The 15312-nt window shown below is 64.0% G+C and carries 24 protein-coding genes, 3 tRNA genes and 1 other RNA gene; 3 read left to right on the top strand and 25 right to left on the bottom strand.

Going from position 1 to position 15312, the window contains the following annotated elements:
* The first annotated feature begins 39 nt into the window (after positions 1-39).
* Positions 40-294 carry a hypothetical protein gene (locus ACSLGO_RS06315; RefSeq protein WP_436400636.1) on the top strand — a complete coding sequence of 85 codons (255 nt, stop codon included), beginning with the start codon at positions 40-42 and terminating at the stop codon, positions 292-294.
* 390 nt (positions 295-684) lie between these two features.
* Here ACSLGO_RS06315 and ACSLGO_RS06310 read toward each other — a convergent pair whose 3' ends face one another.
* The 8 genes from ACSLGO_RS06310 to ACSLGO_RS06275 all read right to left on the bottom strand — a co-directional run bounded on the left by ACSLGO_RS06310 (position 685) and on the right by ACSLGO_RS06275 (position 5019).
* Positions 685-1110 (bottom strand): hypothetical protein, encoded by a 426-nt coding sequence (locus tag ACSLGO_RS06310; protein ID WP_436400635.1) that lies wholly within the window; start codon positions 1108-1110, stop codon positions 685-687.
* Positions 1107-1484, bottom strand: a complete 378-nt coding sequence (locus ACSLGO_RS06305) for a hypothetical protein (RefSeq protein WP_436400634.1) — start codon at positions 1482-1484, stop codon at positions 1107-1109. Before ACSLGO_RS06305 ends, ACSLGO_RS06310 begins: the two co-directional genes overlap by 4 nt.
* A gap of 9 nt (positions 1485-1493) precedes the next feature.
* Positions 1494-1721: a hypothetical protein gene (locus ACSLGO_RS06300; RefSeq protein WP_436400633.1), complete on the bottom strand. Its 228-nt coding sequence runs from the start codon at positions 1719-1721 to the stop codon at positions 1494-1496.
* A gap of 134 nt (positions 1722-1855) precedes the next feature.
* Positions 1856-2593, bottom strand: coding sequence for a Bax inhibitor-1/YccA family protein (locus ACSLGO_RS06295; protein ID WP_436400631.1), 738 nt, complete (start codon positions 2591-2593; stop codon positions 1856-1858).
* A 92-nt stretch (positions 2594-2685) separates the two neighbouring features.
* Positions 2686-3639, bottom strand: coding sequence for a hypothetical protein (locus ACSLGO_RS06290; protein WP_436400630.1), 954 nt, complete (start codon positions 3637-3639; stop codon positions 2686-2688).
* An 81-nt stretch (positions 3640-3720) separates the two neighbouring features.
* Positions 3721-3996, bottom strand: coding sequence for a preprotein translocase subunit SecE (secE, locus tag ACSLGO_RS06285; protein ID WP_436400629.1), 276 nt, complete (start codon positions 3994-3996; stop codon positions 3721-3723).
* Between the two features lie 112 nt (positions 3997-4108).
* On the bottom strand, positions 4109-4579 hold the full coding sequence (locus ACSLGO_RS06280) for a hypothetical protein (protein ID WP_436400627.1): 471 nt from the start codon (positions 4577-4579) through the stop codon (positions 4109-4111).
* Positions 4576-5019: a hypothetical protein gene (locus tag ACSLGO_RS06275; protein ID WP_436400626.1), complete on the bottom strand. Its 444-nt coding sequence runs from the start codon at positions 5017-5019 to the stop codon at positions 4576-4578. The genes ACSLGO_RS06280 and ACSLGO_RS06275 overlap by 4 nt, the downstream gene beginning before the upstream one ends.
* 124 nt (positions 5020-5143) lie before the next feature.
* Between ACSLGO_RS06275 and ACSLGO_RS06270 the strand changes: the two genes are divergently transcribed.
* Positions 5144-5470, top strand: a complete 327-nt coding sequence (locus tag ACSLGO_RS06270; protein ID WP_436400625.1) for a histone-like nucleoid-structuring protein Lsr2 — start codon at positions 5144-5146, stop codon at positions 5468-5470.
* Positions 5471-5602: 132 nt separating this feature from the next.
* Here the strand turns inward: ACSLGO_RS06270 and ACSLGO_RS06265 are convergent, their stop codons facing one another.
* The 12 genes from ACSLGO_RS06265 to ACSLGO_RS06210 all read right to left on the bottom strand — a co-directional run bounded on the left by ACSLGO_RS06265 (position 5603) and on the right by ACSLGO_RS06210 (position 12151).
* The gene (locus tag ACSLGO_RS06265) at positions 5603-6232 is read right to left on the bottom strand and encodes a hypothetical protein (protein WP_436400623.1); all 630 of its coding nucleotides are present in this window, start codon (positions 6230-6232) and stop codon (positions 5603-5605) included.
* A 99-nt stretch (positions 6233-6331) separates the two neighbouring features.
* Positions 6332-7285 carry a thioredoxin-disulfide reductase gene (gene trxB / locus ACSLGO_RS06260; RefSeq protein ID WP_436400622.1) on the bottom strand — a complete coding sequence of 318 codons (954 nt, stop codon included), beginning with the start codon at positions 7283-7285 and terminating at the stop codon, positions 6332-6334.
* A 44-nt stretch (positions 7286-7329) separates the two neighbouring features.
* On the bottom strand, positions 7330-7548 hold the full coding sequence (locus ACSLGO_RS06255; protein ID WP_436400621.1) for a hypothetical protein: 219 nt from the start codon (positions 7546-7548) through the stop codon (positions 7330-7332).
* A gap of 268 nt (positions 7549-7816) precedes the next feature.
* A complete protein-coding gene (locus ACSLGO_RS06250) occupies positions 7817-8074 on the bottom strand; it encodes a hypothetical protein (RefSeq protein ID WP_436400619.1) in 258 nt (85 codons plus the stop codon).
* Positions 8075-8100: 26 nt separating this feature from the next.
* The gene (locus ACSLGO_RS06245) at positions 8101-8727 is read right to left on the bottom strand and encodes a hypothetical protein (RefSeq protein ID WP_436400618.1); all 627 of its coding nucleotides are present in this window, start codon (positions 8725-8727) and stop codon (positions 8101-8103) included.
* 28 nt (positions 8728-8755) lie between these two features.
* Positions 8756-9145: a hypothetical protein gene (locus tag ACSLGO_RS06240; protein WP_436400617.1), complete on the bottom strand. Its 390-nt coding sequence runs from the start codon at positions 9143-9145 to the stop codon at positions 8756-8758.
* A 111-nt stretch (positions 9146-9256) separates the two neighbouring features.
* Complete coding sequence (locus tag ACSLGO_RS06235; protein WP_436400616.1) at positions 9257-10120, bottom strand: histidine phosphatase family protein; 864 nt, start codon at positions 10118-10120, stop codon at positions 9257-9259.
* Between the two features lie 41 nt (positions 10121-10161).
* Positions 10162-10632, bottom strand: a complete 471-nt coding sequence (locus ACSLGO_RS06230) for a hypothetical protein (RefSeq protein WP_436400615.1) — start codon at positions 10630-10632, stop codon at positions 10162-10164.
* A gap of 86 nt (positions 10633-10718) precedes the next feature.
* Positions 10719-11372, bottom strand: coding sequence for a hypothetical protein (locus tag ACSLGO_RS06225; RefSeq protein WP_436400613.1), 654 nt, complete (start codon positions 11370-11372; stop codon positions 10719-10721).
* Positions 11373-11507: 135 nt separating this feature from the next.
* A tRNA-Cys gene (locus ACSLGO_RS06220) sits at positions 11508-11581 on the bottom strand.
* A gap of 24 nt (positions 11582-11605) precedes the next feature.
* Positions 11606-11997: a transfer-messenger RNA gene (gene ssrA, locus ACSLGO_RS06215) on the bottom strand.
* A gap of 83 nt (positions 11998-12080) precedes the next feature.
* Positions 12081-12151: transfer RNA gene (locus ACSLGO_RS06210), tRNA-Phe, on the bottom strand.
* Between the two features lie 344 nt (positions 12152-12495).
* On the opposite strand from ACSLGO_RS06210, the gene ACSLGO_RS06205 reads away from it, so the two are divergent.
* A complete protein-coding gene (locus ACSLGO_RS06205; protein ID WP_436400612.1) occupies positions 12496-13467 on the top strand; it encodes a DUF7007 domain-containing protein in 972 nt (323 codons plus the stop codon).
* 60 nt (positions 13468-13527) lie between these two features.
* On the opposite strand, the gene ACSLGO_RS06200 is transcribed toward ACSLGO_RS06205, so the two are convergent.
* The 5 genes from ACSLGO_RS06200 to ACSLGO_RS06180 all read right to left on the bottom strand — a co-directional run bounded on the left by ACSLGO_RS06200 (position 13528) and on the right by ACSLGO_RS06180 (position 15284).
* Positions 13528-13836 (bottom strand): hypothetical protein, encoded by a 309-nt coding sequence (locus tag ACSLGO_RS06200; protein WP_436400611.1) that lies wholly within the window; start codon positions 13834-13836, stop codon positions 13528-13530.
* Between the two features lie 2 nt (positions 13837-13838).
* On the bottom strand, positions 13839-14279 hold the full coding sequence (gene dut / locus ACSLGO_RS06195) for a dUTP diphosphatase (protein WP_436400610.1): 441 nt from the start codon (positions 14277-14279) through the stop codon (positions 13839-13841).
* Positions 14280-14342: 63 nt separating this feature from the next.
* A complete protein-coding gene (locus ACSLGO_RS06190; RefSeq protein WP_436400609.1) occupies positions 14343-14504 on the bottom strand; it encodes a hypothetical protein in 162 nt (53 codons plus the stop codon).
* A gap of 75 nt (positions 14505-14579) precedes the next feature.
* Positions 14580-15152 carry a hypothetical protein gene (locus ACSLGO_RS06185; RefSeq protein WP_436400608.1) on the bottom strand — a complete coding sequence of 191 codons (573 nt, stop codon included), beginning with the start codon at positions 15150-15152 and terminating at the stop codon, positions 14580-14582.
* Positions 15153-15212: 60 nt separating this feature from the next.
* A tRNA-His gene (locus tag ACSLGO_RS06180) sits at positions 15213-15284 on the bottom strand.
* Positions 15285-15312: the final 28 nt, after the last annotated feature.

Genomic DNA, 15312 nt, shown 5'->3' with positions numbered 1-15312 from the left:
CACATGGGAGTACCTGACCGCTCATCCGAAGGAAGCCCCATGCCGCAAATACCCCCACTCCCCCAGCCGGCGAAGTCCGTGCCCGAGGAAGCCACGGTGGAGGAGCTTCGAGCCCGTGTCCTTGAGCTGGAGGAACTGGCCTTTCGCCGCGGCCGCGGCCTCCATGTCCTGCACCGGCATCTCGTCACAGGCGGGACGGACCACGCGATCCTTCTCGGCGTCGTGGAGAACACCCTGACCGGCACCAGTCCGGCAAGCGTCGCCGAGGCAGAGGCCCTGATCGGCGCGCACTGACGAGGACACGCAAAAAGCCCCGGAGTCCGTTCACTCCGGGGCTTTTGCCTTAGCCACCTCAACGATTGGGACCCTGCTTAGGGTCGTCGCGCAACCGCTTGCCCCCCAACAAGCGGTGACACGGGGGTGGGTGGTCCCGGGTCCGGTTTCCCGGGTCCGGGACCACCCGTACGGCTTGCTTTTCCCGGGGGTACTCAGCGTGCTGTGGTTTTCGATGTATGGCTTGCCGAGCTTTGAAGACTGCGGCGTGCTGTGGGTAAAACACTAGGTCTGCCGTCGGAAGGGCGGCAAGGCACGCAGGAAAGAAGCGGATTGTGACGCTACGGAATACCCAACAAGCCCCCGGACAGCTAATATCCGGGGGCTTTTGCTGGGGTTGTTGCCAGCTGCTCAGGCTGCAGCTGCTGTTTCGGCGGACTCTTCCCGCCCCCAGACGATAGGGCTGACGGCTTCGGCAGGTACCCGCTGGTGACGGCGTGCCATGAACGCCTCAAGGCCGCTGACGGTGTTCTTCAGGCGGACAGCCTCCGGCACACGGCGCCGGCGTGCTTCCGGATCCTCCTCGTAGAATCCGGTGAGGTCTTCGCCGTCGATTCCGTACTCCTGGTCCTTGGCATCGTGCATGGGGTGAACTGTCTTCCTTTCAAGCAGGTGGGGCCGACGGGCTGCGGTGGTGTTGGGCTGGATGCAGGACTTGCACTGGCCGGAGTGTCCCCAGGCGACGGTGCCGGGGGCATCCTTCTTCAGGACACCGCGGGCACGCATGGGGCGGGAGCAGTTGCTGCATTTCGCGCCGTTTTCGAGATTCTGGCTCATGAGCGGACTCCCTTCGTTTCGATAGCTGAGATGAGGGATGCGATGGGCATCCGTCCTGCCGGGATCCGCCCGGCTGCAGGAACTCCGCGGCTGCGGCGTCCGGATTCGATGTCGTTGCGCAGCCCGTTGAGGTAGGCGATGCGGCCCTGGCTGATGAACCGGTCTTCCGGGTCCTTCCCTGCGGCCTCGTAGTCACAGATCCGGCACAGGCAGTTGCCCCAGTTCGGTGCGGTGCCGGGGTACTGGGAGGCATCTGCTCCTTCAGGCCGCAGCGCACGCCCGCAGGAGCAGAAGGTGACTCCGGAGAATTCAGCGTCCTCCGTCTCCGCTTCGCTGTTCAGGCCGGCGCCTTCGATGAGGGAAAGGATGGTCATGGGGGTGTCCTAATGCTTCTCGGACCAGGGGGTGCTGGCCAGGATGGTGAGGGTGTTGCGGGCCAGCTCACCGAAGGTGTCCATGGCGTGAGCCTGCCGGCGAAGGCAGCTGCGGGCCGTACGGCACTTCTGGTCATGCAGTCCCGTTGCCAGCGAGAGGACAGTCGCATCATCGAGGGCGACATAGATGACGGCCGCTTCGGCGGTGATGTTCTGCGTCGTGTCTTCGGTGTGCATGGTGTTCTCCCTACTGGTTTGGCTGGGTTCTTATGTCCCCTATGTGTGCGGCCGGTACCGGGTTTCTCACCGCCGGGCAAAGAAGAGCAGCCTGCCCGGAAAACCGGACAGGCTGCCTTGGTAACGGTCAGGTGCTAGTCGTCGCTGCGGAGGATCGACAGGAGGCGGAGGATCTCCATGTACAGCCAGACGAGGGTGACCATCAGACCGAACGCGGACGTCCAGGAGTGCTTCTCGTCTGCGCCGCTGCTGATGGCGTGCTCCACCTCTGTGAAGTCGACGATGAGGGCGAAGCCGGCCATTGCGATCGCTACGGCGCCGATGACCGCGCCCAGGGGTATGCCCAGGACTTCGATGCCGTCCAGGCCCCACTGGTTCTGCAGGACCCCTGTGGCCATCAGGATGAGGTTGATCAGACTGTAGACGATGAGCCCGATCATGGCGTAGATCAGGAAGCGAACTGATTTCGGGGTGGCGCGCACTGTGCCGGAACGGAACAGGAACAGGGCCACCATGAACACTGCAAGGGTGCCGATGACAGCCTGAACGGCGACGCCGGGGTACCGTGCATCAAGCGTTCCCGAGATGGCGCCGAGCGCAAGCCCCTGGAAGCCGGAATAGGCCAGGACGAGGGGCGGGGACACCTTCTTCTTGAAGATGTTGACCAGGCCAAGGGCGAAGCCGACCAGTGTCCCGACAAGGTAGAGGCCCGGGTTCAGCCAGCCGAAGACCGCGCCGACGGCCAGGATGGCCAGGCAGGCCAGGGTCTTCCTGAAGACGTCGTCATAGGTCATGGTGCGGCCGGGTGCACTGCCTGCGGCAGTCCCGAAGTCGGCGGTGCGGAAGACGGGGTTTCCGCCTGTTTTGCTCAAGGTTTCTCCAGTGGATCAAGTCGGCATCCGGCCGCCGGGCCAGGGCGTGAGTGCCCGGGCACTTTATATGTGTGCGGCGGCCGGTTCCGACGTCACCGGGCTAGATGGGACCCGGGATCGAAAACGTCGTCGTAGTAGATCTCGAATTTCAGGTCCGGGTCATGGAATCCTTCGACGGCCTGCGTCCCGACGGGCCCGGTCCTGTTGGTGGTCCTTACGCGGGATCCTTCCTGCAGGATGTCCGGCAGCTCGGATTCGAATTCTTCCAGGCCCTGGCCGAGGTCATCGCGCCGGGACTTGGTCATGTCAGCATCCACGATGAACGAGTACGGGGTATCCGGGTGAGGGTGGCCAATGGATTCACCCCTGATGGTTGAGGCGTAGGTGTAGCCAACCAAGCTGGCGAACCTGTGCCGGTCATCCTCGGTGAGCGGGCGGTTAGCCTGGATGCGCATGGCGTACGGGGTGCCGGCAAAGACTCCGTCCCGGCGCCGGTGGAAGACGGTCCCCGCCTCGTCCATAACCTTGTCGAATACCTCCCCGGCCTGCAGCCGCGGGTCAGCGCTGCTCACCGGAGTGTCGACTCCGTCGGGAAGCAAGCGGGAGGCCAGTTCTGCCAGTTCCTCATCCGTGGCGAAGGTGCCGTCGCCTTCGTTGAGGTAGTCCATCGGGCGGGCGGCAGCCACCCGGGCCAGGGCATTGGCTTCCTCGGTCCTGCCAGCGTCACGCAGCTCCTTTTCCAGGGTGGTGACTGTCCTGGCGTCCTCTGCCCCGTAGCCGCGGTCGCGGTGCAGGATCCTGTCGGCGGCCTTTTCGATGCTTCGGTCGGTGAAGTCCAGGTCAGCGTTGAGGACGTCGATGAGTTCATCGGTCTGCTCGACGCTTAGCCGGCCGTTGAGGCCGTAAACGCGGAGCCTCTCCCGGACATACGCGGGGTTGACCGTTGGCCGGCCGAGTGCGACCGGTGATTCGGAGTGGGAGGTGCCGGCGAACTGGCCTCCGGCGGGGATGCCTTCAGGCTGCCGCTTCTGGGTAATGGGTGTCATGCATGTTCTGTGTGCGGCTGGGTGCACGAAAAGACGCCCTGCTCGAAAGCAGGGCGTCTTGGGCTGGGTTGCGTGGCTCGGCTACTGCTCGCCGGTGCCGCTGCTGAAGATCAGCGAGGTCAGGCTGCCGAACACCAGGTCAAGGCCGGTGATGATCAGGATCATGATCACCACGAAGGCGAGCACGATGCCGGTCATCTTGAAGAGCTCACCGCGGGTGGGCTTGACCACCTTGCGGAGCTCTGCGATGACCTGCCGGATGTAGAGGATGACTGCACCGAAGAATCCGCGCTTCTTCCCGCCGGACGGTGCACCAATCCGGGCGGGCTGTTCGTCGGCTGTCAGGGTCTGGGTCATGCGGGAACAGTTCCTTGCTTTCGGGGCTTGCCGGCGCGCCGGTTGGCTGCGCAGGCCTCTCGGGACCTATGTGTACGGCAGCGCGGGTGTTTCTCTCCGGCTGGCCGAGCTCCTATGCTGCGCGGAGTCCGTCGCTGTGTCCGAGTTCAGGGAGTTCGAAGCAGACGAAGCGGAGCCACGGATCTGTCTCGCTCTCGGGCCGGAGTGCCTCCACCAGGTCGAGGCTGCAGCGTTCCAGGAACGACACGTAACGGAACCACGCGTCTGATCCGGCCTCGGGCGCCACCGCTTCCAGGAGTCCGGTGATGGACTCGTCCAGGGGGTTCTCGCTGTCACCTTCGAAGGAGCGCAGCAGTTTCCCTGAGCTGTCGAAGACGGCTGCACTGTGGGCACGGACGCCTTCTTCAAACTCCTCGGGCACCATGTCCAGGCGGACGGCCGCAGGCTCCAGTGCCAGCACCTTGCGGGCGAGGAGGGCCCGGGTGATGGCACGGACCATTTTCTGGGCTTCCAGCAGGGCCGCGCTGTTCTGTTCGAGCAGCACGGTCAGAGCATTAATGACTGGGTCGTTCATGGTGTTCACGCGAGCCCCTCCTTCTGCATTGCGATGAGGGCGCGCTCCGCCTTCGTCAGGATGGCGGTGAGCTCTTCAGGGTCCGGACCGGGGTGTTCACCGGAGGCAGCCTTCGCGGCTCGGGCGCTGATCAGGTCTGCTGCAGCCTTCATGGCGGCATGGATCTCTGCCTCCATTCCGAGGTGGCGTGCCGAGCCCCAGGTAACAACCTGTTCCATGGTGTCCTCGTCGACCTCCTCGAACTCACCGACGAACTGCTCGTAGTCGCAGCGTCCAGTCGAGGGGTTGTCCGTGAAGATGCTGATAGTCCCGGCGCCTTCAACCGACAGATCGGTCGTGACGGCGCAGTCATCGCTGATTCTGAGCTTCAGCCGGGGTTCGGGGAGAGAGGCGGGCCAGCCGTCGGGAGCCGGGCTGGCTGCGGAGGTGGTCTTCTGCTGGTCTGTCATGGGTTCCATGTGTACGGCAGTGCCCCCGGCGCTCTACACGGCAGGCAGCTGCATTGTGGGTCGATTGATAATGTATGAATTGCCGATTCCTATAAATCCTCAGCAAACTGATAGCGTTGAACTCATGGCTCAGAAGACGATTGTTACCCTGATTGATGACATCGACGGATCCTCAGCGGATGAAACAGTTCATTTCTCCCTTGATGACGTCAAATACGAGATCGACCTGACCTCCGGACATGCACAGGAACTCCGGGATTCGCTGGCTCAATACGTCAGCGCAGCACGTAAAAAGCACTCCAGGGTCGGCCGGCCTCCGAAGCCGAAGCCTGTCCAGACTGGCCCAACCGCCTCAGAAGTCAGGGCATGGGCCCAGAAGAAGAACATTGATGTCAATCCGTTTGGGCGTGTCTCCAAGGACGTTATTGACGCCTACAATGCTGCCCACTAGCCGGCACACCGGATTGACCGGATACGGCCGGCAAATGGAATCTATTCACTGGCCGTATTCACGTATCAAGGCATTTTGAGAATAAATCAACAAGCCCTGGGAATCGCAGGGGCGGCATGAGTTTCGACAGATTCAGGGCCGCGTTTTCAGCAGCTCCGTCAGCCGGGTGATAAGCAGTTCAGCTGCATCCGGATGCTCTTCGGGGTCCCTCAGCGTGGGTGCCACATTCAACTGGATGCCGTCACCGCCGCGGCTCTGGATGTAGGAACGGATGGTCTGCGGCGAGGGCGGGTTGAACCGTCCGCCCGCAACCACACGGAAGTCGGGGAAGGCATCTCCAATGGCTTCGGCCAGCCCCATGGCTGCTTCCGAGGGCCTGGGGCTAAACCCGATGAAGATGTCCGCTTTCGCGTCCTGCGGCGCCGCGCGCAGGTCGATGACGAACTGGTGCAGGTCCAGGCCGGCGTCCAGGGCCTTGCGGAACCGGTCGTGCCTGTTCTCCCACGCTGTCCATTCAGAGATGACACCGTCTGCTGCCAGCCAGCTCTGCCCGGCCTTTGTTGCCAGCATCTGGGCCATCGCTCCGGTGTAGCGGTCTGCACCCCGCGGACGCCCGTCGATCATCCTGTTCGAGGAGTGCGGCGCTGCCAGGAGATACCGGCCGCGGCCGGCATGCTGGCGGATCCTGTCCGGCATGTCGCCGTTGTAGAAATGCCGTGCGAACTTCATTTCCATGCGGGCGTATTCCTCGATCAGTTTCATACCCGGGAGCATGCGTAGAGAATCCGCTGACCGCGGTATGGGACTTCCGCCAACAGAGAAGGGGCCGCCCGGATGAACAGCCCCTTCTCTGAATTCAGGTCACGCGGCCGCTTCTGCTGACCGCTCGGCGGTAGACGCCAGGTAATGCTCCACGTCCTGGGCCGCAACGCAGCCTGAGGCTGCTGCTGTGATCGCCTGGCGGTAGATGGGATCCACGACGTCGCCGGCAGCGAATACACCCGGCAGCGATGTCAGGGAGCTGCGCCCCTGCACGGCGATCGTTCCGGTCCGCGGGTCGATGCCGAGCTGGTCTGCAACCAGGGCCGTACGCGGGTTGTTGCCGATCGCCACGAAGAGCCCCTGGGCATCAAGAGTCTTTCTCTCGCCGGAGACCATGATCGACAGGTCGGTGACGGTCCGCGCACCGTGGACTTCCAGGACCTCTGCGTCGTAGATGAAGGTGATGGCGGGGTGGCTCTTTGCGCGGGCGGCCATGACCTTCGACGCCTTCAGGGCTCCTCCCCGCACAAGGACGGTGACCGAGGAGGCGAACTTGGTCAGGAAGAGCGCCTCTTCCATTGCCGAGTCTCCGCCTCCGACGACAACGACGTCCTTGCCGCTGAAGAATGACCCGTCGCAGGTGGCGCAGTAGCTGACACCGCGGCCGGAGAGTTCAGTCTCTCCCGGCACGCCCAGAGTGCGGTAAGCGGACCCGGTAGCCAGGATGACGGTCCGGGCTTCATAGGCTGCCCCGTCCTCGGCGATGACCTTCTTGATGTCACCGGACAGGTCCACCGACTCGACATCCTCAAAGAGGATCTGTGCACCAAAGCGCTCTGCCTGGGCCTCCATCTTCTCCATGAGGTCCGGTCCCATGATCCCTGCGGGGAAGCCGGGGAAGTTTTCGACCTCAGTCGTCTTCATGAGTTCGCCGCCGGCTTCAAGCAAACCTGCCAGTACCAGGGGCCTGAGGTTCGCACGTGCGGCGTAGATCGCTGCCGTGTATCCGGCCGGTCCGGAGCCGATGATGATGACGTCATGGATTGTGTTCATACTGCTGCTTTCGAAGTGGTGTGGGGCTGGCCGGTCGTTGGCGGTCAGCGGTGGGTGTTGATCCAGGACCGGCTCATGGGCGGCAGCTCATAGTCCTCTTCCGGCTGCAGTTCCGGGTGCGGGTAATCAGCCCCTGTATCGTCGGGATCCAGCGCTCCGAGGACTTCCAGGGCGTTGTCCGCCTCGCTGTCGGGGATGCCGCCGTCCAGGAGGCGGGTGCTGATGTGGACTTTCGTCGCTTCTGTCTGGTCGTTCCGGGCCATGGGGGCTCCCTGGAGGTCGCAGCTGGGGGCAGCCGGAGGGAACTTCCCTCTCTACCTTCTATGCGTCCGGGGCGCTGACGGCAGACCGGCCGGCCGGGGAGCTTTCGGACCGGCCGGTTGCCGGACTAGTCGTTCCAGAATTTGCCGGTGCTGTAGCGCGGTTCAGGTTCTACGCCGCGGTGCAGGAGCCTGCGCGCCAGACGCCGGACAGCACGGTGTGTGAACCGTTCTGATGCGTACCGGATTACATACCGCTTGCGTTTGCTTTTCATCGCCGGAGCCTGTCCACGGCTGCCAGTATCTCCTCCGCAGCTGCTGCGGCGCTTTTCCCGGCAAATGTCACGACGGCCACATCACGTACCGGCATGATTTCAATGCCGTCAGCGGTGACGCAGGCAGCCAGGTCGGGGTGTGTCCCTTTGCCGATGCGGTCCCCCAGGGGGGATGACGCGTCGCCGGTTTCTGCTTCGGCGTAGGTAAGTCCGAGGCGTGAGAGTTCGGGGATGATGTCGTTGAAGCTTGCCATGAGTGGCCTTTCCTGATGGGCGGTAGCTAGGTTCCTGTGGGTTCCGGTTTGTCTGCGTACTTCCAGATCAGCTCTGACTCGTCGGGGATGGTCTCCCACCATGATTCGATCGTTCCGTCCCGCAGTTCGCCGCGGCCCTGGTGTAAATACTGGAGCATTCCGTCTCCGACGAGGGTGTCCTTATCGCAGAACGCTTCGTCCGGATCCTGGGGGTGGCGGCAGATCATCTCCGGAGCGAACCAGCCGTCGTCAAGGTAGAAGCGGACTTCGTGCAGGTGCCGCGGCCGGCGGTCTGCGGCTATGTCGCCGAAGAGACCGGTGAGGCGCACCGGTGCCGACGACGGGGCATCGGGGACCGGCGGCAGTGCGGCTGCCGGCGCCGGAGCATCTGCATAGTCCCACCAGAGCTGCGCAGCGCCTGGCTCCCCGGCCCACCAGGACTTGACGGTTCCGGAGCGCAGGGGAACTTTTCCGCCCAGGTGGGTTTCCATGAACTCGTCCGCCTTCAGGGATTCGAAGAGCGGCTTGTCGCAGGGAACGGCGGCATCCGCGGCGTGCAGGCACTCCAGTTCGATCGTGAGCCCCTTGTCGAACATCCAGGTGACACGGTGCAGCTGGATGTTCGTTTCAGGGCCGGAGGGGGTTTCCGGCATTTCGGAAGGCGGTGTGGCCTGCATGGCGCTAGGCGTTCAGGCGCAGCGGCTGGTGGACAGGATTTGTACTGAAGCGCCGGAGGGTTTCGCGGTGAACGGCTTCCCAGTCGATTTCGGGTTCCTCGTCCATGAGGTCCCACAGCAGTTCCGCGTCCTCAGCGTCGCTGCGCGGCCAGGATTCGATAACACCGGTCTGCCGGTGGTCCGGGTTCCGTTCGCCCTGGAACCCGGAAGGGAGGATGGCGGCGTCCGCTTCCACGTAGGTCTTGAAGCAGCCGAACGGGTCTTTCACCGGACCGTGCATGCATGTCAGGACCGGCTGAGCGACGTCGCGGGCATCGTTGAACCAGACAAGGACGTGGTGTTCGCGCAGTTCAGGGGACGGACGCTCTGACCTGGGCTGAATTGTGGCTTCCATGCTCCCTATGTGTGCGGAGCAGGGCAGGGATCTCACCGCGCGCTGGATCCCGCAGGCAAAGAGAAAGCCCGGGCCCTTCGGCATGGAGCCAGGGTCCCGGGCCTGCCGTGCCTATTCTCCGACTGCGTCCTGGAAGAAGTGACGGTTGGCGCCGGCCACCTCCAGGAGCTGGGCACCGGTGAGGTAGGGGCGGGTGAACTCTTCCCATTCACCGACGTACATCGTCCACTCTCCGTCGACCAGTACCGGCCAGGCGCGGCGCACCCGGTTCAGCTTGGTGCCGGTCTCCCCGGTTACCGGATTGACCGAGGTGTAGTGCAGGACGGTGCAGTTGTGAATGGTCTCGGACTTATCTTCATCGCGGCGCAGGAACTCTTCGTCGCTCCAGCGTTCCAGCACCAGGCGGGTGGCCCACATGAACTCTCCGTGGGTGACCATCAGGACGTTCTCCGCGGCATTCTCGCGGTGCAGGGTGCTCAGGATGTTCCGTACCCGGTTCTCTGCCACGTTGGCGATGGACTCACCGGCCGGCGGCGCCCAGTAGAGGGGGTCACTGTCGCGGTATGCCTTGTTCTGCGCGTAGCGGCGGGCGAACTCCTGCTTGGACATGGAACCGATCTCGCCCCAGGAACGCTCCCGGATGACGCGGTTCTCCTCCCACAGCCGGTCCGGGTCGATATGTCCGGCCGTTTCGCGTGTACGGGTGTAGGTGGAAGTGATGGCACGGTCGAATTCGATGCCCTGCCCGGCGAGCCAGGCACCTGCTGTCCGGGCCTGCTGCACACCCTGTGCAGTGAGGCGCCATGAGCGGTCCGGAACCGTTGTGGTCTCCTCTGTGTAGAGGCTCTGGTCTCCTGCCTTGGAAGCCTTCTGCATGATGTTGGCTTCGCTCTGTCCGTGGCGGACGAGGACGAGGTTCCGTGGCATGACCATGAGTTGCTCCTTGGTGAGGTAACGCAGCGTTTTCGCTGTCACATTCTATGTGTGCGGCAGGCGGTGACTCCCTGCCCAGCCGGCTACCCCCAGGTGACTGCGCGGCCGCGCTCCGCGGCGAACAGGGCGATGGCTTCCAGCTGCGGAAGGCGTTCGCGCACGTACCGGGCACGGCTGTCCTGCCTGCTGGAGACAGCTGCTGTCCTGACGGCCCGAAGGAATTCACCGGCATCGGCCGAGCCGCACTCTTCACGCGGCAGTCCGGCGGCGCCAAGGATGGCGTAGGCGCTGGAGCCGGAGACTTTCAGCGCCGGAGCGTCCTCTCCGGTGACCGGGGCCGGGGACATGGTTCCAGCCCCGGAGGTGCAGTACTCGTCACCGCAGACGGCAAGAGAACCTGCATGCCCGCGCTGTGAAACCACGGAGCACAGTTCCGAGTAAGCCTCTTCACCGGTGGCGAAGATGTGGGCAGTTACGCCGTTGGGGTGGCCGCAGGTGAAGGCGAACCGCTCGATGTCGCTGGCCTTGAATTCAGGCTGGAAGCTGATGCCCATGGTGACTGTCCCTTCTACATGCAGCCCCTGGCGGTCTGCGCTCAGGTCCTATGTGTGCGGACGCAGGACGGGGTCTCACCGGGGCTTCAGCCGATCCAGATGGCCCGGGCGGGTCTGAGCTGCAGGAGGCTGTAGGGTGCAAGGAACGAGCCCAGGTGCCGGACCAGTCCGGTGACCTGAGGCGGCACGGCGGGGACGATCCTGCTGGCGGCTTCCTCGACGGATGCGTATGCCGGGGTGGTTTCCCCCTCGAACTTCACCCGCAGGGATGCCTGGTTCGCGCGCTCGGAGCCGCGGCGGGTCACTGCGTCGCCTGCGGGCCCTGTCAGCGTCCTGCCTGTCACGGCGTCCATCCAGAGATGGGAGAAGCCGTAGGGATTCGAACGGGTGTAGGTGATGGTGCTCTCGACGTCGTCTTCGGCGAACGCACAGTCCAGGTCGTCGTCCATGCGGCACCAGTCTTTGAGGTAGGCCGGCGGGATGAGCAGCAGGGTGCCTCCGTTCAGCTGCGGTACGTGGCGGACACAGCTCTCCAGGCGAAGGTGCCTGAAGGTGTCCATGGAGTCCGCCTCGTACAGCAGGTCATCAGCGGCTCGCTCGTCGTGGGTTCTCCCTGCGAGGCTGCGAAGCCAGCCTGCGTGGTCCCCGAGTGTGAGCCTGCTCAGATCGGAGTCCCGGTCCAGCGGGTCGGCAGTCAGGGGCAGGGCCCAGCCGATGGCTTTATGCAGGTGGTCACCCACGGTATCTCTCCATTCCGGGGCTGCCTTTTGCCGCCCTCCGTTCCCTATGTGTGCGGACCAGGGGCTTTTTATCCCCGGCGCAGGGCAGGGCGCACATGAAACTGCCCCGTCCGCTTGGACGGGGCAGTTTGGTTGAGGCACTGAGGGGACTTGAACCCCCAAACTCCGGTTTTGCAGACCGACGGCTTTGCCAATTCGCCTACAGTGCCAGGTTCCACTGCTTCCGCGGTGGGTTGTGGAGATGGGGGGAGTTGAACCCCCGTCCATCCTCCGGCTCCAGACTCTTCTACGGGTGTAGTCCGCCTTGTGCTTATCGACCCGGCTGCGTCACGGCGGACAGCGGCGTAACCCGGTCTAGCTGCTGGTACGAACGGCTGCCCGCAGCGCTGCAGCCGTTCAGGACTCCTTTTGCTGATGCCTATCCTGCGGCCGAGTTCCGGTTGCCTGGTGCAGGATGAGACAGACCACGCTTAGGTCCCGGCCGGGTTAAACGGCGAGGGCGTAGTCGGAGCGAGTTGCGGACTTGGCATCTCTTGGGTGCCCGGACTGTTTAGCCAGATGACCGTGCGTTTCTGGACCCGCTTCTTTCTGAATGCACCGGAGGATGTCGAAACCCGTCATCCCCTGGTTGCCCAGCCCCGAAGGGTCAGGCGGTGAACGTCTACCAACCCGGATGACACATGGCGCACCCCTTTCTGTAGCCGATCGCAGGCCCAGCGGGAGTCGAACCCGCATCTCATCCCTTTCGGGTGACGGCATACCGTTAGCCTCATGAGCCTTGGCGGCCGCTTCCGCCCCGAACAGCAGTCACAGCCTGTACCGCGTTGATGTCCCGGAACGGCACCGGGCTTCAATCTCGAACTACGCACCCCGCGGGGCCGTTCGACGGGCGAAGAACCCGGCCGGGCTCCGCTCGGGAAGCACCTGCACTACCCATGTGTGCGGCAACTGGTGAGAATGTCTCCGCGGCCGGCTGTGTACCGTCAGTCCCGAGACGGGCCTGCCCTACCGGTCCTTCAGCTGGGGGACCGGCACCTGCACGGTAGTCGACTTTCCGGACGGCTTGTAAGTGATAGTCACGCCCTGCCTGTGCCCGGGTGCCTGCAGCCGCACACAGAGGTGCATGATCAACTCCAACGAAAAGCAGGCCCGGGACCGTATCGGCCGGTTCGCTGAAACTGTCCACGCCGAGTCGCCCGTCAACCTCATTCCCCTTCCCAACCCTCTGCGTGACGCGGACGGCACCGAGTGGGACACCGACGGCGATGAGTACACCAACAAGCTTGTCTCGATGGCTGACGGGGTCCGTATCGAGATCTCCAAGGACATCCGCAGCGAGGACTACAACCTGGACGTTGTGGACTACCGCGGCAGCCGGCCGGTGAGCCTGGCCCGGGACGTTGTCGACTCTGCCGAAGCCGGCAAGGAACGCGGCAAGCAGCTGCGCACCCGTGCCCTGCAGTACGAGCACAACAAGCTGGAGATCGGCGCCCAGTCCCCGTGGGGCACCATCGAGAACCATGACGTGCTGGCCCCGGGCATTGATGACGTGTGGACGGCCGGCCACGGCGGTTACAAGCTCTCCCGGAAGCGCCAGGCAGAGGTTCATCCGGCATGGAGGAGGGCCGATTCTTGGTACGAGCAGGACTGTGCTTGGAGCGTGGCTGCGGTCACCCACTACAAGGACCTTTCCCGGCTGAAGTTCGAGGACGCCCACAGTGAAGCCCGGCGCTACTTTCCCGACGAGTACACCGCGGTCGTCGGCAAGGATCCGGAGCGTTACGGGCTCACCGAGTTCAGACCCATCACTGCCGAAGAGTCAGACATCATCGCCGCACGTGAATTCCTGGCACCGCGCGCTGAGACCCATGACCGGATGCTTCGTCTGGACCTCGAGCCGGAGGGGTACCCGGGAATGGTGGCAGTCGACCTGTCGGACATCCCCGCGGACGGCAAGGTCAACGACGAGAACCCCCTGAACCCGCGCACCGTGCTGGTCCCTGAAGATGACTGGAAGGACATGGCCCCGGCCTGGACGGAGCGCCGGACGCTCCCGAAGGTGGAAGGCCTGCAGGTCCTCAAGAAGGCGTCCTAGGGTATGCAAAAGGGGCGGGAAGTCATCTTCCGGCCCCTTTTTGTTCCCCACGGAGGTGCGCTAGTAGCGCCTCCCCCGCCCCGGCACGAACCGTACGCTCTCATGGAGTTCGACGGCATCGGTTATCGCCTGGAGGATCTCCCCGCCCAGGGCCGCTCCGGCATCGCCGTAGCGCTCCTCTGCCGCAGCTACAACGGCTTCGACTGCTTCCAGGGCCCGCGCCAGGTCCACCGTGTCGCTGTAGAGCGTCCGGCGGGAAGGATCGTTAGGGTCGCTGCAGGTCACCCGATGGGAGCGCTCCCCCGCGGCAAGCATCTCCCGGACGCGGTCCATGCCCTTCACCTCAGTGGCTGCACTCTCACCCTGCATGGCTACCTGGTGCCGGTATGCCCGAAGCCGCCTTCGCCGCGGACGGACTCGCTGAAGGAGGCCACCTCCGTGAAAGTCGGCTCCAGGTATTCCTGGACGACAAGCTGGGCGATGCGCTCCCCCGCTTCGTACTCGAAGTCCTCGTCAGAGGTGTTCAGCAGCAGAACCTTCACTTCGCCGCGGTACCCGGAGTCGATCGTGCCCGGGGCGTTCAGGACGGTGATGCCCTTCTTCGCAGCCAGTCCCGACCGCGGGTGGACGAGGCCGACCGTGCCGGCCTCCAGCTCAATGGCGATGCCGGTCCCCACAGCTGCGCGGGAACGGGCCGGGATAACACCGGATTCCAGGGCGCGAAGGTCGGCACCGGCGTCACCGGGTGTTGCCACCTCCGGAACCTGGGCGTTCGGGTTCAGCTTCTTTATGCCAATTTTCGTGTTCTTCATAGCTCTCTTCTTTGCCCGGCAATGCCCCCGGGCTAGCTGGTGGTAGTGCTGCAGGTGCCGGCTTCAGCTTTCCGGAACTCCGCCGAGTTCATTGAGCTCTTCGGCAGAGAACCCGGTCATCATGGAGATTACGGAGGAACTGGTTCCATCGAGATTGCTCATCACGTCCAGGATTTCCTCAGCCGTGGGGGCAGGTTCCGGAAACGCAACAGGAGCATTTGCCATGGCAGTACCTTTCGTCGTGACCGGAAGTCACCGGCATTGTCTATGTGTGCGGCAGCGTGAGGACTTCTCCACGGTCTAGGCGAGCTGCAGGTAGACGTATCCGCCTTCCATGCCAGCGCCGGTGATCGCCCAGGAATCAGCGCTGAACTCGTTGCGCTCCCGGATCCGCACGGGCAGCCCCGCTCGAAGGATGAGGGGCTCTTCCGGCTCGCGGTTCACGTGGGAGTACGAGGACAGCATGTCCAGGAACTCTCCCACGGTCTGGCGCAGGACACCGATGCCCAGGGACACCTCATTGCCGGTCCCAGCCGAGTGGAAGGGACGCCCCGGGGTACTCAGGAAACCGTCGACGCGCATCCGCAGCACCGCATCCTGGTCGAAGGCAAGCAGCAGGCCCTGCAGGGCCCCGAGGGTGAGTGTCTCTCCTTCGTAGTTGAAGGATGGAGTTCCGCCGGGAACATACACGAGCTCCACGCGTTCGGAGCCCAGCAATCCCTCCCAGACCTTCGGTCCGGCCAAGTGCCGGCCCAGCAGTCCGTCCGTTTCCTCATCGACCTTCATAACGGTCCGCGTGCTGCCGAAGCTGTGAATGATCGCGGTCGTGGTTTCAGGCAGTGCATTCCACTGCTCAAGTGTTGGCTGCTTCATGCTTTCAATGTGTGCGGATCCTGCCGGAGGTCTGCACAGGCGTCCTGCGGCGCCTTCTAGGGTGGATGACGGGATTCGAACCCGCGACCTCCCGGACCACAACCGGGCGCTCTGCCACTGAGCTACAAACACCAGGGGTGCAGGCCGTCAGGCCTGCACC

This window comes from Arthrobacter sp. IK3, assembly GCF_051337705.1.
Taxonomy (GTDB): Bacteria; Actinomycetota; Actinomycetes; order Actinomycetales; family Micrococcaceae; genus Arthrobacter_B; species Arthrobacter_B koreensis.
Note: the sequence above shows the minus strand (reverse complement) of the source record. Positions and strands in the feature narration are given on the sequence as shown.

What these genes read in the sequence shown, in the direction of transcription:
- ACSLGO_RS06205 (WP_436400612.1), top strand. Translation starts at nt 12,496, where the DNA reads ATGATCAACTCCAACGAAAAGCAGGCCCGGGACCGTATCGGCCGGTTC.
- ACSLGO_RS06250 (WP_436400619.1), bottom strand. Translation starts at nt 8,074, where the DNA reads ATGGCAAGCTTCAACGACATCATCCCCGAACTCTCACGCCTCGGACTT.
- dut (WP_436400610.1), bottom strand. Translation starts at nt 14,279, where the DNA reads ATGAAGAACACGAAAATTGGCATAAAGAAGCTGAACCCGAACGCCCAG.
- ACSLGO_RS06310 (WP_436400635.1), bottom strand. Translation starts at nt 1,110, where the DNA reads ATGAGCCAGAATCTCGAAAACGGCGCGAAATGCAGCAACTGCTCCCGC.
- trxB (WP_436400622.1), bottom strand. Translation starts at nt 7,285, where the DNA reads ATGAACACAATCCATGACGTCATCATCATCGGCTCCGGACCGGCCGGA.
- secE (WP_436400629.1), bottom strand. Translation starts at nt 3,996, where the DNA reads ATGACCCAGACCCTGACAGCCGACGAACAGCCCGCCCGGATTGGTGCA.
- ACSLGO_RS06255 (WP_436400621.1), bottom strand. Translation starts at nt 7,548, where the DNA reads ATGGCCCGGAACGACCAGACAGAAGCGACGAAAGTCCACATCAGCACC.
- ACSLGO_RS06270 (WP_436400625.1), top strand. Translation starts at nt 5,144, where the DNA reads ATGGCTCAGAAGACGATTGTTACCCTGATTGATGACATCGACGGATCC.
- ACSLGO_RS06240 (WP_436400617.1), bottom strand. Translation starts at nt 9,145, where the DNA reads ATGGAAGCCACAATTCAGCCCAGGTCAGAGCGTCCGTCCCCTGAACTG.
- ACSLGO_RS06300 (WP_436400633.1), bottom strand. Translation starts at nt 1,721, where the DNA reads ATGCACACCGAAGACACGACGCAGAACATCACCGCCGAAGCGGCCGTC.
- ACSLGO_RS06245 (WP_436400618.1), bottom strand. Translation starts at nt 8,727, where the DNA reads ATGCCGGAAACCCCCTCCGGCCCTGAAACGAACATCCAGCTGCACCGT.
- ACSLGO_RS06275 (WP_436400626.1), bottom strand. Translation starts at nt 5,019, where the DNA reads ATGACAGACCAGCAGAAGACCACCTCCGCAGCCAGCCCGGCTCCCGAC.
- ACSLGO_RS06265 (WP_436400623.1), bottom strand. Translation starts at nt 6,232, where the DNA reads ATGAAACTGATCGAGGAATACGCCCGCATGGAAATGAAGTTCGCACGG.
- ACSLGO_RS06190 (WP_436400609.1), bottom strand. Translation starts at nt 14,504, where the DNA reads ATGGCAAATGCTCCTGTTGCGTTTCCGGAACCTGCCCCCACGGCTGAG.
- ACSLGO_RS06200 (WP_436400611.1), bottom strand. Translation starts at nt 13,836, where the DNA reads ATGCAGGGTGAGAGTGCAGCCACTGAGGTGAAGGGCATGGACCGCGTC.
- ACSLGO_RS06315 (WP_436400636.1), top strand. Translation starts at nt 40, where the DNA reads ATGCCGCAAATACCCCCACTCCCCCAGCCGGCGAAGTCCGTGCCCGAG.
- ACSLGO_RS06230 (WP_436400615.1), bottom strand. Translation starts at nt 10,632, where the DNA reads ATGGGCATCAGCTTCCAGCCTGAATTCAAGGCCAGCGACATCGAGCGG.
- ACSLGO_RS06290 (WP_436400630.1), bottom strand. Translation starts at nt 3,639, where the DNA reads ATGACACCCATTACCCAGAAGCGGCAGCCTGAAGGCATCCCCGCCGGA.
- ACSLGO_RS06305 (WP_436400634.1), bottom strand. Translation starts at nt 1,484, where the DNA reads ATGACCATCCTTTCCCTCATCGAAGGCGCCGGCCTGAACAGCGAAGCG.
- ACSLGO_RS06185 (WP_436400608.1), bottom strand. Translation starts at nt 15,152, where the DNA reads ATGAAGCAGCCAACACTTGAGCAGTGGAATGCACTGCCTGAAACCACG.